The 12,564-nt window shown below is 59.2% G+C and carries 18 protein-coding genes; 8 read left to right on the forward strand and 10 right to left on the reverse strand.

The genetic code is table 11. From position 1 onward, the window contains the following. Positions 1-253 precede the first annotated feature (253 nt). Complete coding sequence (locus tag ACH2ED_RS07170) at positions 254-562, forward strand: hypothetical protein (RefSeq protein ID WP_395089753.1); 309 nt, start codon at positions 254-256, stop codon at positions 560-562. Positions 563-596: 34 nt separating this feature from the next. On the opposite strand, the gene ACH2ED_RS07175 is transcribed toward ACH2ED_RS07170, so the two are convergent. The 6 genes from ACH2ED_RS07175 to ACH2ED_RS07200 are packed head-to-tail and all read right to left on the reverse strand — an operon-like array spanning position 597 to position 3,578. Then, positions 597-734, reverse strand: a complete 138-nt coding sequence (locus tag ACH2ED_RS07175; protein WP_395089754.1) for a hypothetical protein — start codon at positions 732-734, stop codon at positions 597-599. Beyond that, entirely contained in the window at positions 731-1,222 is a 492-nt protein-coding gene (locus ACH2ED_RS07180) for a hypothetical protein (protein WP_395089756.1), read from the reverse strand. Before ACH2ED_RS07180 ends, ACH2ED_RS07175 begins: the two co-directional genes overlap by 4 nt. Beyond that, entirely contained in the window at positions 1,219-2,055 is an 837-nt protein-coding gene (locus tag ACH2ED_RS07185; protein ID WP_395089757.1) for a hypothetical protein, read from the reverse strand. Before ACH2ED_RS07185 ends, ACH2ED_RS07180 begins: the two co-directional genes overlap by 4 nt. A 36-nt stretch (positions 2,056-2,091) precedes the next feature. After that, positions 2,092-2,649: a thermonuclease family protein gene (locus tag ACH2ED_RS07190; protein WP_395089759.1), complete on the reverse strand. Its 558-nt coding sequence runs from the start codon at positions 2,647-2,649 to the stop codon at positions 2,092-2,094. Next, positions 2,612-2,827: a hypothetical protein gene (locus ACH2ED_RS07195; RefSeq protein ID WP_395089761.1), complete on the reverse strand. Its 216-nt coding sequence runs from the start codon at positions 2,825-2,827 to the stop codon at positions 2,612-2,614. The genes ACH2ED_RS07190 and ACH2ED_RS07195 overlap by 38 nt, the downstream gene beginning before the upstream one ends. Positions 2,828-2,885: 58 nt before the next feature. Beyond that, positions 2,886-3,578 carry a hypothetical protein gene (locus ACH2ED_RS07200; protein ID WP_395089762.1) on the reverse strand — a complete coding sequence of 231 codons (693 nt, stop codon included), beginning with the start codon at positions 3,576-3,578 and terminating at the stop codon, positions 2,886-2,888. Between the two features lie 192 nt (positions 3,579-3,770). On the opposite strand from ACH2ED_RS07200, the gene ACH2ED_RS07205 reads away from it, so the two are divergent. From ACH2ED_RS07205 to ACH2ED_RS07215, 3 genes are read left to right on the forward strand one after another with little or no spacing between them, the layout of a single operon-like run. Next, positions 3,771-4,628: a DUF3883 domain-containing protein gene (locus ACH2ED_RS07205; RefSeq protein ID WP_395089764.1), complete on the forward strand. Its 858-nt coding sequence runs from the start codon at positions 3,771-3,773 to the stop codon at positions 4,626-4,628. A gap of 28 nt (positions 4,629-4,656) precedes the next feature. Next, positions 4,657-5,463 (forward strand): HipA family kinase, encoded by an 807-nt coding sequence (locus ACH2ED_RS07210; RefSeq protein WP_395089765.1) that lies wholly within the window; start codon positions 4,657-4,659, stop codon positions 5,461-5,463. A gap of 14 nt (positions 5,464-5,477) precedes the next feature. Continuing rightward, the gene (locus tag ACH2ED_RS07215; RefSeq protein WP_395089767.1) at positions 5,478-6,281 is read left to right on the forward strand and encodes a DUF3037 domain-containing protein; all 804 of its coding nucleotides are present in this window, start codon (positions 5,478-5,480) and stop codon (positions 6,279-6,281) included. A 32-nt stretch (positions 6,282-6,313) separates the two neighbouring features. Here ACH2ED_RS07215 and ACH2ED_RS07220 read toward each other — a convergent pair whose 3' ends face one another. Then, entirely contained in the window at positions 6,314-7,891 is a 1,578-nt protein-coding gene (locus ACH2ED_RS07220) for a DNA cytosine methyltransferase (protein ID WP_395089768.1), read from the reverse strand. 170 nt (positions 7,892-8,061) lie between these two features. Between ACH2ED_RS07220 and ACH2ED_RS07225 the strand changes: the two genes are divergently transcribed. Together ACH2ED_RS07225 and ACH2ED_RS07230 are read left to right on the forward strand one after the other, a co-directional pair. Then, positions 8,062-8,217 (forward strand): hypothetical protein, encoded by a 156-nt coding sequence (locus ACH2ED_RS07225; protein ID WP_395089770.1) that lies wholly within the window; start codon positions 8,062-8,064, stop codon positions 8,215-8,217. Positions 8,218-8,224: 7 nt separating this feature from the next. Then, complete coding sequence (locus tag ACH2ED_RS07230) at positions 8,225-8,518, forward strand: hypothetical protein (protein WP_395089772.1); 294 nt, start codon at positions 8,225-8,227, stop codon at positions 8,516-8,518. Here ACH2ED_RS07230 and ACH2ED_RS07235 read toward each other — a convergent pair. From ACH2ED_RS07235 to ACH2ED_RS07245, 3 genes are read right to left on the reverse strand one after another with little or no spacing between them, the layout of a single operon-like run. Continuing rightward, positions 8,445-9,557: a hypothetical protein gene (locus tag ACH2ED_RS07235; RefSeq protein ID WP_395089774.1), complete on the reverse strand. Its 1,113-nt coding sequence runs from the start codon at positions 9,555-9,557 to the stop codon at positions 8,445-8,447. The genes ACH2ED_RS07230 and ACH2ED_RS07235 overlap by 74 nt on opposite strands. Beyond that, positions 9,493-11,277, reverse strand: a complete 1,785-nt coding sequence (locus tag ACH2ED_RS07240) for a recombinase family protein (RefSeq protein ID WP_395089776.1) — start codon at positions 11,275-11,277, stop codon at positions 9,493-9,495. The genes ACH2ED_RS07235 and ACH2ED_RS07240 overlap by 65 nt, the downstream gene beginning before the upstream one ends. Further along, a complete protein-coding gene (locus ACH2ED_RS07245; RefSeq protein WP_395089777.1) occupies positions 11,274-11,420 on the reverse strand; it encodes a hypothetical protein in 147 nt (48 codons plus the stop codon). The genes ACH2ED_RS07240 and ACH2ED_RS07245 overlap by 4 nt, the downstream gene beginning before the upstream one ends. A 126-nt stretch (positions 11,421-11,546) precedes the next feature. Here ACH2ED_RS07245 and ACH2ED_RS07250 point away from each other — a divergent pair, with 126 nt between their 5' ends. Beyond that, positions 11,547-12,137: a helix-turn-helix domain-containing protein gene (locus tag ACH2ED_RS07250; protein ID WP_395089779.1), complete on the forward strand. Its 591-nt coding sequence runs from the start codon at positions 11,547-11,549 to the stop codon at positions 12,135-12,137. After that, the gene (locus ACH2ED_RS07255; RefSeq protein ID WP_395089781.1) at positions 12,121-12,564 is read left to right on the forward strand and encodes an ImmA/IrrE family metallo-endopeptidase; all 444 of its coding nucleotides are present in this window, start codon (positions 12,121-12,123) and stop codon (positions 12,562-12,564) included. Before ACH2ED_RS07250 ends, ACH2ED_RS07255 begins: the two co-directional genes overlap by 17 nt.

A 12,564-nucleotide genomic window follows, 5' to 3' on the forward strand; every position in this document is an offset into this window, starting at 1 on the left:
GAAGTCTTTGTTTGTTGAGTTTTTAAATAGTTCGACGTTTTTGTTTGAAAAAGTGAAGTGGTATACAGGGTGTTTACAAATCAATTAGGAATGCTATAGTGGAGGGCTACCCCTATTTGGCGGCGGCTAAAGTGTCCAGAAAAACGCCCGGATTACAGAGTTCCCCTGGACAGAGTCCGATAAGGTCGCCTCACGTATTGCCCGGAAGATTCGCCGGAGCCTGCGTAGGTTCCCGTGTGGGTTTCTGGAGGATGTGGCAGCCCACTTCCGTGTTCGGATTCGTTGGGACGACTCGGGCAGTGATGCGAGTATGTACATTGCGCCGCTTTCTGAGGGGGACTGGGCGGAGATTATGCTCTCGACCAGCCTATCTGTTGGCCAGCGCTGGCGTGCCTTTATCCACGAGCTTGCCCACCACCTGATGCATACCTGGGTTGCCCCTCTGATGTACTCCAGTGAGTGTGTGGTGCTCTTAGGGAATCCCGACTGTGCGCCCTTGCGGCATGCCATCGCGCGGCGTGTGGAAGTGCTGGTCATTGGCTCGAAGCTCGTCACTCCTTGAAAGGGGGCAGTGGCGAAGCCCCCACCCAATTCAACTATTTCCCCTGTGCTACGATAACGAGCGCCTCGACCGCCGCGAGGGTGGTATCGGTCTCCTCCGTCGGGAGGGATCGCCGGAGGAACCAGCATAGCGGCTTTCTGACGAAGAGTTTCCAGAGCTGCTCGTCTTTCATGGCCTAGCTCCGTTCCTGGCTTCTTGAACGCTGATTCCCTCAATCTGGAAATGGCACGGATCCCAGCCAACTTCAACTTTCGCTTCAAAGTCTCGGCTTGCTATCGCCGAGCGGATCGTGTCGCGGTCTTCCTGTGCGAGCCCCCAGTCAATGCCCGTGATACAGCCATGCGCTTTGGCACTTGCCGCCAGCATAAGCAGAAAGCGTGTGCTCTCTTTGTTGGGCTGGTCGTCGTCGAGGATGTCCACGGCCAAGGAGTCCGGTCTCCCGTCCTCCGTGGTCGCGTTGTGCATTCCCCAGCCAACCTTCGTGAAGCCATCTGCTAGGAGCTGTTTCTGCCGCGTGGGGCTTCTCCATGCTTCCTGGATACGTGGCCGCCAGCCGTGCCCTTCCAGATCGGTAAGAATGGCTTTTACCTTGCTCCGAAAGATGGGATTGCACTCCTTCAGTTTCTGGGCGTTTCTCTCCGTCCGCTGTTCGTCCGTCATAGCTTCACCTCTGACTCTGGTACAGGCTGTACTTTTACGGCGATGATGAGCACGTCCCCGATCTGGATGCTGGAAACCTCTTCTAGAGCATGGCCAGAAGGGATGGTTAGAGTTGGCACGCCTGGCGCTGGTGGAGGAGCTGCCGTGCTGATCTCTGGATTCGGCTCCGGTGTGTTGTCGCTCTCGACGACGACGTAGCCGGTTGGAACTGCATCCATTGTCGCCGGTGGTGTAGCCTCGCTCTCTACGACCATATAGGCGGGTAGTTTCGCGGCGTCCTCACTTGGTGGGGCAACCAGACTGGGCTTGGCATCGCTTTCCATAACCAGATAGTCCGTAGGAATCGCTGCTTCGCTGGAAGGCTGGATCACCTCGCTCTCGACCATAGCGTAGCCGCTGGCTTTCCTGTCCCCCGAAGGTGCCAGAATGGCTGATACTGCTGGTGGGGGAGCTGGGCTTTCCGGTGGCACAGTAATGATAAGTGGCTTGCTCTGGATAACGGGCGCTATAGTTTCAGCAGGCGATGGAACAGGTGACTCGGGCGGGATCTGGTTGAGCGGGCCATTCGTGGAAGCCACTACAGGCACTGGAGCCGCTGTGGGGGCTGGAGTTGGCGCGACAACTGGCGGCCCGAGGAGTGGTGTCTCAATGGGTTTGGGAACTGGAGCTGGTTTTACTGCCGCCTTAGGCTTGGGCCGCGAGATGAGCTTGGGCTTTACAGTCGTTGCTTTCACTGCGGCGGGTTTCGTGGGCGTGGAACTCGTCGCTGGAGGTGGGGGAGTAACTGGCTTCGTTGTTGTTTTCTTGGGGGCTTTGGTGATGAGTGGTTTCATGGTGTGGATCTCCTTGTCTCTTTGTGCTGGTTTGGGTCAGTAGCTCTTTCGCCACTGCCAAGGTGGGATGGGTGCTGGCATGGCCCAGAGGCCGCGCTTGGCGGCTCTAGCGGTGTCCTCGGCGAGGCGTAGGTCTCGGCTGTCAGGAGCGTACTGGGGCGACCACCAAGCCAGCCCAGTTTCGATCTGCCTGCGCTCAATGCTTGGGTAGGCCGAGGTGCTGAGCTGTGCGACGAGCCGCCCGTACTTATCTTTCTCGATAGGTTGAATAGTGAGGTTCTGTCCAACCAGAAGCGTTCCTAGTGCTGCTCTTGCGAGTGGGCCGCTTGGCTGGTTCATCTCGGGGGCATCCGCGCCAAAGAGCCGAATGGTGATCGTTTTGAGGCCATCGCAGCTCGCGTGAAGCGTGTCACCGTCCACTACCTCGATCACGCGGCAGATATCGAGCGCGGGAAGCGTGTCGGGCAAACTCTTGCTTCCCGTTGGCCAGGCCGTTGCAAGGCCGCTGCCAATGGCGACGATCCCGGCACCTGTTCCGAGAATGGCTGCTCGCTTTTTACGGCTGGCTTGGGTGGTCTTCGTCGTCGTTGGCACTTGCTTTCTCCTTTCGCTTGCGGCGGCGATCTCGAATCCGCCTGAGTGCCCTGCGCCTGGCGCTACGGAACTTGGGCTGAGCACGTAGCCACCAAGTGAGGGCAACGACGAGGCCGATAAGTGCGTTTATCAGGCGGTTCTCGGCCTCGTCGGTTATCACGGCGAGAGTGTGAATCATGGGCGTAACCTCTCTCTTACTCCCCTTGCCTTTAGGTGAGGGGCAGGGGGAGAGGTACTTACGCTGTGACGATCACGAGTGAGCTCTGCGGCGCTCCCTGGAAGCCGGAGTCACTCACCGGGATGATCTTCACCCCGACTTTCACGCCACCTGCCGGAACACCGAACTTGCTCTCGTAGGCATCGCCTAGATCGGCGTTGAGCAGGTCACCTGTGTCTGTCGTGGTGATGAGCCGGAAGCTGGCGTCGGGGATGACACTGCGGCCCGCCGACATCGGCTCCGTGGCGAAGATGAGAAGCTTGGAAGCAAGTGCCGTGGCAGCAGCCCCCAGTTTGAACTCTAGCTCACCCGCTACGGTGACATTGAGAGTAGGAATAAAGTCCGCAACGGGAAACGTTGGCTCAATAGCCAGGGGCGCATCGTCCAACTCTGCGAGGGAAAACTCTCCCCGTGTAGCATTGAGCGCGATGTAGAGGCGATGGCCCGTGGGGTTGTAGAGGTCCCCGTATTTCCCGGTCTTGGTAATCTGTCCGGCGAGGCCGTTCCATCCGACGCGCTGCTCCTCGGTCAGGGTTGCCCAACGTGCGGCAAAGATACTGAAGCGGTCGCGGACGTTCATCTGGCGCTCGGAGTTGGGTTGCTCAGGAACGGTGTTTTTGCGGAGGTAAAGGCCCGAGGGGTTACGGGCGAAGACGTTGTCGCCGAACTTGCCGGACACGTCGTCGAGGAGGCTGTTAAGTTTTGCTTTCATGGGGGGTGGTTCTCCTGTTACTGTTTTGATCTGTATTTTATTTTGATCTGTCAGGCAGGAACCACAAAGACGAAGGCAGCGAACCTTGCTCGTGGTTCGCTGCCATAGGTTGGATGCTATCACACGGATGTTTGCCTGTCAAGACGATTTGTGAGTGCGTCACATGGGCATCAGAAACGGTAAAATGGTCGCATGGATTCGGAACGTATCCCCTGGTCGCAGGCCGAAGTTGAGTTGACGGTCGCGGACTACTTCACGATGCTTGACTGTGAACTGCGCGGTCAGAAATACTCGAAAGCGGAGCGTCGGCGCGAGTTACTCAAGTTGCTGAATAAGCGGCCCAATGGCGCAGTCGAATTCAAGCACCAGAACATCAGCGCGGTTCTGCTGGAGTTAGGTCTGCCGTACATTGATGGATATAAGCCACGGCGGAACTATCAGGAGTTGTTGAAGTCGGTCGTTTTAGAATGGATTTCGTTGCCTGCTCGGGTGAATCGATTTACTGATGCCGCTGACGATCCCGTGACGATGCCGGAGCTACCAGACAATGTAGACAACGTCCTTGTTCCGATACCGAAAGCCCTCCCGAAGCCTGTTTCCGAGAAACCAGATATGCCGAGAGTCGGGCGGCGGATTGACTATGCTCGTCGTGAGGCATCGAACCGATCTTTAGGACGGCAGGGTGAAGAGTTTGTTTTGAGTTGGGAAACGGAGCGGCTTCGTCGTCACGGACGCGACGACCTTGCCCGAAAAGTCGAGTGGGTTTCGGAAGTTCAGGGGGACGGTCTTGGATTTGACATTGCGTCTTTCGATGTTCAGACAGATCAGCCTATCGCCATCGAAGTTAAGACCACACGTGGCGGCCAGTACAATCCGTTCTTTGTTACTCGCAACGAGGCGGAAGTTTCCCAGGAAATGACGGAGAGCTACCGCTTGTATCGGCTGTATCGGTTTGCCATTGAACCTCGGCTTTTCATCGTTCCCGGCCCACTGGATGCCTCCTTGATTTTGGAACCCTACACTTATCGCGCAACTTTTCGCCAGGAATAGCTGGGGAAACCATGCTAAAATACTGCCTGTGCCCGACCCTTTGATTGACCTCTGGAATCCTGGCGAGTTCGTCCGCTTTGGCCGAACTATCGCAACCAGCACCTCGGTCGCCGAAGTCGTGATGGAAGAGGGCACCGCCTATCTGAAGGCTCTGGGCAACCCTGAGGGGCCGCATGCACTGGCACGGGAGTTCGTTGGAACCTGCCTTGCCCGAGCGTTCGAGCTGCCCACGCTGAACTATGGGCTGGCACAGATGGACGCTACTGTAGACGAGATTCCTTTCGGCGATGGAACGCTCGCAAAGTCAGGAACTGCTTGGGTGACAGAGAGCGAGCCGGGGCAGGTGTGGGGCGGAACAGCGGCGGAGCTGGAGCTGCTCGATAACTCGCAGGACATCCCGCGCCTCGTGCTTTTCGACACCTGGATTCGCAACCGTGACCGCCATGCGCCGCCCGAGCTGAGCCGCAAACCGAACTATGGCAATGTCTTCTTCAGCGCCCGCGACTGTGAGCCGGATCAGTACCGCCTTCTCGCGATGGATCACACCCATGTCTTCACTGAGGGAAGCTCACTGACCCGCCGTATCTCTAACATCGGGGAAGTGCGAGACACGAAAATCTACGGGCGCTTTCCACAGTTCGCGCCCTACCTCGATGCTGGGGCGTTGGAGCGAGCGGCGACGGACTTACAGAGCCTTGACCCGAATCTGATAGCGCGAGTGGTCGCCGCGATCCCTGCCGACTGGGAAGTCGAAGCCGACGTGCGCGAAGCCCTTCGTGAGTTTCTGGTACGCCGCGCTGCCTTTGTTACCGAGAATTGGAAGAGCCTGCTATAATGAAAGAACAGCCCATGCCGACCCGAGGATACTACAGCCTGATTCAGTTCTGCCCCGATACCTGCCGCCTTGAAGCGGCCAATATCGGAGTGGTGCTTCTGTGCCCGGACGCAGGCTTCTTCGATTTCAAACTCGCTAGTAACAACGACCGGGTTCGGCGCTTCTTTGGTCTGGAAGGGGTGCAGCTTGGCCGTGTGAGCGATGCTCGTCGCGCCTTGGAATCCCGCTTCCGCACCGAGCAGGAGCGCTTCAAAACCGTCGAAGACCTGGTGCAGTTCAACCGGTCCCTGGGCGGAAACCTGCTCGTCACCGACCCGCGCCCCGTGAAAGTCTACGAACCCGCCGTCGAGCTGGACAATCTCTTCAACACACTTGTAGGCAATCGTGAGGCAGTGACCAGCACACGAACCGGGCTGCGACAGCGCCTGCGTCAGACTCTTGACGCTCGTCCTGCACTTAAGGGCAAGCTACTCTACGATCAGAAGGTTCTTGTTCCCATTACCGGCAGTATCCTTCGTGCGCCTGTCGCCTTCCAGAACGGCACCCTGAACCTCATTGCCCCGCTCCCAATCGGTCGTCGCACTTTCGCACAGGCTCGCGATCTTGCCCTTGATGGCGACCTGCTACGAAAGCACCGTCGAGAGATGGAGAACCCCGCCGAACTCTGGATCGCACTGGGAACCCCGGAGGAAGGGCAAGAGGAAGACCAGCGTCAGCAACGCCTGTCCCTGGAACTCTTCTCAGAGTATGGCTTACCTGTCTACTCCGAAGACCGCCTCGATCTGCTCGCTGAGGCAGTCGAAGCCCGCCTTCACTGACGAAGCATATCGTAGACAATGCGTGCAATCTGCTACGCCCGTAGCGATGGTACTGCGTTTCCTACCTGCTTATACTGCTCCGTGCGTGGCTCCTCAAAGAAGTAATTATCCGGGAACGTCTGAATCCGCGCCGCCTCCCTCACCGTCAAAGCTCGGCACTGAGAAGGATCGAAATGGATGTTGTAGTGACCATCCTTGGCGATATGGCTTGTGATCGTCGTTGCTGGTTCTTCTGCAATCTGAACCCGGAAGCGGTCATCGAAGATTTCATCCGTACCAGCCACATGCTCCTGAATACTGCGATGATCTGGCAGAAGCGTTCTTGGAAAATCCCGCGTCTTCGGAGAGAAGCCATTTACCAGGCCGAAGCATGAGACAAACAGGTAGCGATGAAGGTCGGAGGGCATATGGGAGCGGGCCGTGTGGTTACAGGTCACGGTGAGCCTGGGATCGGTGTACCAGTCGTTCGGGTTGTAGTCAGGCTCGGAGACGATGGGCAGGCGCTCCCCGCCGTTCGTTGGATACGTCCCGGAGCGAGCCACTTCGCGGCAGATCGCCGCCGCGACATCTGCGCCCCGGCGAATCTCTCCTCTGTCTAGCTCGTCCATGAAGGGAGCTTCACCAACGGAAAGCACCTGCTGAATCCACTCCTCCTGAACATCCTTACGCCGCGATAGCTGGCTCCGAATCGCCGGAAGGTCGCCGACCACCCGTTGCACGGGAATCTCGGCAGGTTCGCCGGTCGTCGGGTCAGAGTAGGGCTCAAGCATCCCTGGAATACCTCGGCAAGCGGCGTCTCTACGAACCCCGAGCAAGATCACCCGGTGCCGCGTCTGAGGGATTCCATACTGTTCTGATTGGATCAAATAGTCTGCGGGATCGAGTCGTCTATCTGGATGTGGCGGTGTTACTAGAGAATAAATCTCGTAGTGCGGGGCAGCTCCCTCCCAGCCTCCACTGGGCTCTGACAGGGTTCTACGCGGGTCACGAAGATCGGAGAAGATGCGATCCACGATAGGCTCACCATTCACGGTCGCCGAGAGCATTCCCCGCACATTTTCCATCACAAAGATAGTTGGGCGGAACCGTGCCAGAATTTTCAGATACTCCCGATACAGAGTTTTTCGACGATCATTCTCGAACTTCTCCGGGTTTGATTCACGCAGTCGCGCCCGTCCCGCCGTGGAGTATGCCTGGCATGGCGGCCCTCCGATCAGTATCCACTGTCCAGGACGTGTGCCCAGCGCCTCACGAATCCGCTGGAATATCTGCCGATTGTCCGACTTACCTTTCACTCCTTTATCAGAGGCTCCCAACTCCGCTCGCATCGCCTCCTTTGAAGCAAGAGCCGCCTGAACAGGATACGCCTCAAACAAAGCCTTACGGGTAAGTAAACCTGCCAGGTACTGATAGTATTCTGCCGGAGCCTGCCTGTCGGGAAACTGCCGGAAAAAGCTTCGAAGCTCCAGTGTTTGGTGGGCGTGTTGATCCATCTCCACTGAAAGCGCGATCTTGAAAAGCTTTTCTGTACTACCCGGCTGGCGGAGCGCCGAGAAACCCTCGCCGAGGCCGCCAGGACCCGCAAACAAGTCGATAATGGGAATACTCATCGGGCCAACCTCCGCGCTTCATCACCTGCGGAAAACCCGACCTGCTGAAGACTCACAGGCCATAGTATAGCGTGTTGCACGCCAAAATTGGAAGAGCTTGGCGACAATACTATCAAGATACTACCAACGGCCACTAAACCTCGGTGGTCGTGCGGTAAAATAGAGGCACAATGTCCATGACAATCACCCTTCCCGGAAAGCTCGATGCCAGAGAGCAGCAAGCCGCCCAGCGCCTGGACGACCTCGGTGCGCTCTCCCGTCTGCGCGGCCTCCCCGTGCACGCGCTCATGAACCAACTCGGCATCCGCCCGATCCCCGTCCCGTAGCGCCTCTATGCCCGAGCGCCGTCGTCCCCACATCCCCGCCGCACGTAAACTCGATGCCGTAGAAGCGGCTGATCCCGAGTCCGGCCAGCGTGTGCCGCTCTTCAACCCGCGCAACGACGACTGGCGAGTGCACTTCGCATGGAGCGCCGACAAACTCCGTGTCATCCCGCTGACCGCCACGGGCCGCGCCACCGAAGTTCGCCTTCTGTTGAACCGACCGGGTGCGATCAACATCCGGCGCTCGCTGCTGGCGCTGGGCGAGACCTGTCCGCCCCTCGAAACTCTCCCGGAGTCTGAGTAGCCGCCCACGGTGGGGTGTCCATGGGATTCTGCCGCTGCCACAAAAGCCGCGCTCTGTCTCTGATTTCCGTGTCGGAAGGCCGGGACGTACCCATCGCTCGAAGCGTACTCGCCGCTTCGTTGCACAGTGCCCTCGCTGCCTCATAGTCCACGCCGGGGAGCCAGTCGGGCGGGATCGGTCGCAGTGCCTTCACCACCCGCTGTGGCCGCTCCCCAAGGTCAGAGGGATGGCTTGCAGGTGGCGCGGGCGGAAGCCAGCCACCGCGGAGCGCTGCTCGAACGAAGCCCCCAAGGTTGCGGAGATTCTCGCCTCGTGCTCGTGCGGCTCGTATCGCCTGCTTCACCCGCTCCAAAGACCAAGAGTTCTTGGACACTTCCGTAGCGATACTCACCGCATCCGGCTCTGGAAGCCCGTTCTCTCGCAAGAGAGTGACAGCAGCAGGATCAGCTACGGTCATCGGTTCAGGCTTCGCCGCAGCTTGCTCTGTCTGTTGGTTCTCTTGTGAGACTCTTCTTACAGGAGAGAGGGGCGCATTTGTCGGCGCAGAAGGGGCGCAATTCTGCTCGTGAGAAACACCCAGTTTGGCGAGATCAGGCCCGCGCCGAAGCCCGAGTCGGTGCAAAACGGCGTTAGCGATACGCCGGAGTAGAGCAGGGAACTTCTGGCGATCCAGCACGGCTTCACAAAGCGCCACCCAGCCCGCCTGGAGAACTTCGGTAAGCGTGACCCGAGGCCGAATGCAAATGCGCCGCCCGTGGGCGTACTCGATCTCAATCAGGCCACAGTCGGACAGTACCCCGAGCAAGCGCTTGATGGTGGACTCGACCACACCGAGCTGTCTTGCGAACCAAGCGTTGTGCGCGTGGCAGCCCTCGCAGGAGTCAAGATAGCAGATATCGCGGAAGAGCTGGGCGAGATGCCACTCCCGATCCCGGCGCACGTCGGGGAGTTGGAATTCTGGTAAAGTGTGCGTATTAGCGGCAGGCTGAATCGTTGGCGCGAGAGTAGCCTGCGCGATGGGGGCGGTGTGCTGGTTCACTGGTGCACCACCTTCTTTGGCTTACGGTACTGGGGAACCAAGAGGGGAAGAGTGCATGCGCTTGGGGCAACGAGAGCCCTTTGCAGGAGCGTGGCGCGTAGCGTTGTGAGGTGCGCGATGTGGGATTTCGAAACGTATTCGCACCCATGTAGGGTTGAAATTCCAACCTGTCGAGGGGACGTTCTAATGTTTCTGGTGAACACAGAAGCAAACGGAGCGTCCCCTTGTTCTTTTCTTCCAAACTTACCGAGTCTACGATCAGACCCAGAAACTGAGTCCGCTCCTCCTCGGTCATGTCCGACCAGCCGTCCGTCAGGCCACCCCACAAATCGCAGAGTCCCGCCGTGTCGGGCCGAGTCGGTTGCAGGGCCAGGCGGCGCTCCAGTTCACTCGCTTTTTCTTCGAGCTGCTTCTGGTGCTCCCGCTGGCGCTCTATCTCACTCGTCAGAACATCTATCGCTCCTCCCTTGCCTTCTCGAATCGCACCCACGAACCGGGCTATCTTCTTCTCCGCCTCGCGGATATTGCGCTGAACACGTGCCAGCTCCGCCGCTTCCTCCGTCTGGTTAGGGATCGCTTTCATCGCCTCACGCACCATGCCGGTCATGCGCGTGGGGTGCTTGGCCGCTCGCTCGATTTCGCCAATAACCAGTTCGTGGAGCGTGTTGGCATTGATCCGCTTCACCGGGCAAGCGGCACCGGCGGCACAACCACGCGTGCACTGGTAGTAGCCCACGCGCGTAGAGCTACCGTGGTGGCTTGCCGGAGTCATCCGGCACCCGCAGTGCTCGCAGAAGACCTTCCCACGCAGGTAGTAGGGCAGGGTGTCCTTGCGCTCGGCGATATTCAGGCCAAAGGCACGGGGATCGTCGGCGAGGGTGCGCTTTGCTGTCAGCGCGGCTTGCACGATGTCCCAGAGCTCCGCCGAGACAATCGGCTCGTGCGCCTCGGGGTTGACATTGTCGCCGAAGCGGGCCACGCCCCGATAGCGATCGTTGGAGAGTATGCGCGACACCCGATCTATCGTCCAGGTCATATCCGGCTCCTGCTCTCGCAAGTAGCGCAGGGAGGCTCCCATGTTATGGCTCTCGGCGTAGAGCTCGAAGGCGCGGCGCACGATAGGGGCTTGGCGCTCGTCGGGCACGATGCGCTTGGGCGGTGGCTTGACCTTGCCGCCGGGTAGGGTGATGGGCTGCATCCCCGGCACGGTTTCCGAGCGGTAGCCGTAGGTGGGAACGCCGCCGGTGTGGTAGCCCTGCTTGACCATCTGCCCTTGCTTGGTGCGGGTCCAGTCGGAGACCTGGCGGCAGTACTGCCCGTCGAACATGATGGTCATCTGCTTGTGCATCTGGCCCACCATGTCCGGGGAGAACTTCTCCTTGACCAGCTCGACCTTGACTTTCTCCTCTTTCAGGAGATACTCCGCCACGTGGTAGACCTCCCCGCGAGCGAGGCGGGACATGTAGGTGACGACCACGGCATCGAAGCGCTTCCCCGCCGCGTCGGCGAGCATGCGCTTCCAGTCCTTGCGGGAGAGGTTCGTTCCGGTCTTGCCTTCGTCGGTGTACTCCGCCACCACGGTTCCGCCGAGCTCCGTGACCCGCTCTTGATTGAGCTGGCGCTGAGTATCGATGGTGGTGAAGTCGCCGTAGCTCTGGTCGTCGGTGCTACACCTCAAGTAAATGGCGAAGCGCTGGGGCGCTTTCTTCTTGGGCTTCATAGCAGGTGCTTCTCCCTTCCTTGTCGCCGGTTGGCGGCGCGGAGCAGGAGCGCGGTTGCCTGGCCGAGTCGCCGGATCGCTTCGTCGTGGCCGATGGGAGCGGCGGTGGCGCAGAGGGTGAGTAGGTGTCGCTTTCTGGGCATGTTTTCCTCCGGTTTCTCCAAACGTGTGTTTGGTGTTGGGGATTGTACCCGGTAATTGTATTTCGTGCAACTGAGTTTGTCAGAAAGTCCTTTGTGTGGCATAATGGCTCTTGAGGAACTCGAAACATGTCCCCGCGAACAATTCTTGCTACCCCCGAGGAGCAGGCACAAGGCAAGCGCTTCGCCGACTGGCTGCGCCTGGAGCGGGCCAAACGTAACCTGACCAAGGCGGAGCTGTCCCGGCGCTCCGGGGTATCGACGAGCTACCTCACCCTGATCGAGACGGGAGGAATAAAGACGGATGGGAAGTATCAGCTCCCCGGCGAGGAGATCCTGACGAAGCTGGCCGTGACTCTGGAGCTCGATCCTGAGATTCTTCTTGCCGTCGCGGGCCACGACAAGCCCGAGCTCCAGTACGTGCCCGACATAGACACGCTCCTTGGGCGTATGGAGGGCTTCAACGATTTCGATGGGCCGTCGCGTGAGCTGATCCGTGAGGCCGCGCTGGTCGCCGCGAAGAACATGGCCGAGACCCTGCGCAAGCTCGACAGCCGAAGCATCATCGGGAGCCGCTTCTCGTATGAGGAGATAGAAGACGCCGAGGAAGAGCAGGCTCGCATCGCCGAGACCGCCGAGATTTACGTGACCGACGAGATGGTAACGCCCCGCGAGCCGGAGCCAAAGCGCCGCAGGAGAGTTTATGGCTCGGGCCGCTGAGCGTCGCTTCGGTGATACTCTAACGCTCTGGAACTTCGGCTGGGGCGAGTCGGATAGGATCGCCTGGGAGATTGTCGCGCGCATCCGAGAGGGCGTTTTGTCGTTGGGGAGGGCTTCTCGCTCGCTGGAGCATATTGCCAAGTTCTTCAATGTCAAACTCCGGTGGGATCATGAGAATACAGAGCCTGGCGGCTACTTGCCTCCTCTGAACGATGGCGGTGAGGGAACGATCTTGATTTCGCCCAAGCTCGCTCCGCATCGTAAGTGGCGCGTGTTTGTACACGAGCTGGCCCACCACCTGATGCACGAGTGGGTTGCTGGCGCTTGCTACAGCGCGGTGAAAGTCGTCTTGGCGGGGAACCCTGACTGTGGGCCGCTCCGCCATGCCATCGCCCGCCGTGTGGAGCAGCTCCTCGCCGATTTGTAG

This window comes from Armatimonas sp. (assembly GCF_043757465.1).
Lineage (GTDB): Bacteria > Armatimonadota > Armatimonadia > Armatimonadales > Armatimonadaceae > Armatimonas.

Excerpts from the sequence above, each read along its gene's own strand:
- ACH2ED_RS07225 (WP_395089770.1), top strand. The coding sequence starts at position 8,062 with ATGTCCATGACAATCACCCTTCCCGGAAAGCTCGATGCCAGAGAGCAG.
- ACH2ED_RS07175 (WP_395089754.1), bottom strand. The coding sequence starts at position 734 with ATGAAAGACGAGCAGCTCTGGAAACTCTTCGTCAGAAAGCCGCTATGC.
- ACH2ED_RS07230 (WP_395089772.1), top strand. The coding sequence starts at position 8,225 with ATGCCCGAGCGCCGTCGTCCCCACATCCCCGCCGCACGTAAACTCGAT.
- ACH2ED_RS07180 (WP_395089756.1), bottom strand. The coding sequence starts at position 1,222 with ATGACGGACGAACAGCGGACGGAGAGAAACGCCCAGAAACTGAAGGAG.
- ACH2ED_RS07220 (WP_395089768.1), bottom strand. The coding sequence starts at position 7,891 with ATGAGTATTCCCATTATCGACTTGTTTGCGGGTCCTGGCGGCCTCGGC.
- ACH2ED_RS07250 (WP_395089779.1), top strand. The coding sequence starts at position 11,547 with ATGTCCCCGCGAACAATTCTTGCTACCCCCGAGGAGCAGGCACAAGGC.
- ACH2ED_RS07205 (WP_395089764.1), top strand. The coding sequence starts at position 3,771 with ATGGATTCGGAACGTATCCCCTGGTCGCAGGCCGAAGTTGAGTTGACG.
- ACH2ED_RS07245 (WP_395089777.1), bottom strand. The coding sequence starts at position 11,420 with ATGCCCAGAAAGCGACACCTACTCACCCTCTGCGCCACCGCCGCTCCC.
- ACH2ED_RS07195 (WP_395089761.1), bottom strand. The coding sequence starts at position 2,827 with ATGATTCACACTCTCGCCGTGATAACCGACGAGGCCGAGAACCGCCTG.
- ACH2ED_RS07200 (WP_395089762.1), bottom strand. The coding sequence starts at position 3,578 with ATGAAAGCAAAACTTAACAGCCTCCTCGACGACGTGTCCGGCAAGTTC.
- ACH2ED_RS07185 (WP_395089757.1), bottom strand. The coding sequence starts at position 2,055 with ATGAAACCACTCATCACCAAAGCCCCCAAGAAAACAACAACGAAGCCA.
- ACH2ED_RS07255 (WP_395089781.1), top strand. The coding sequence starts at position 12,121 with ATGGCTCGGGCCGCTGAGCGTCGCTTCGGTGATACTCTAACGCTCTGG.
- ACH2ED_RS07240 (WP_395089776.1), bottom strand. The coding sequence starts at position 11,277 with ATGAAGCCCAAGAAGAAAGCGCCCCAGCGCTTCGCCATTTACTTGAGG.
- ACH2ED_RS07215 (WP_395089767.1), top strand. The coding sequence starts at position 5,478 with ATGCCGACCCGAGGATACTACAGCCTGATTCAGTTCTGCCCCGATACC.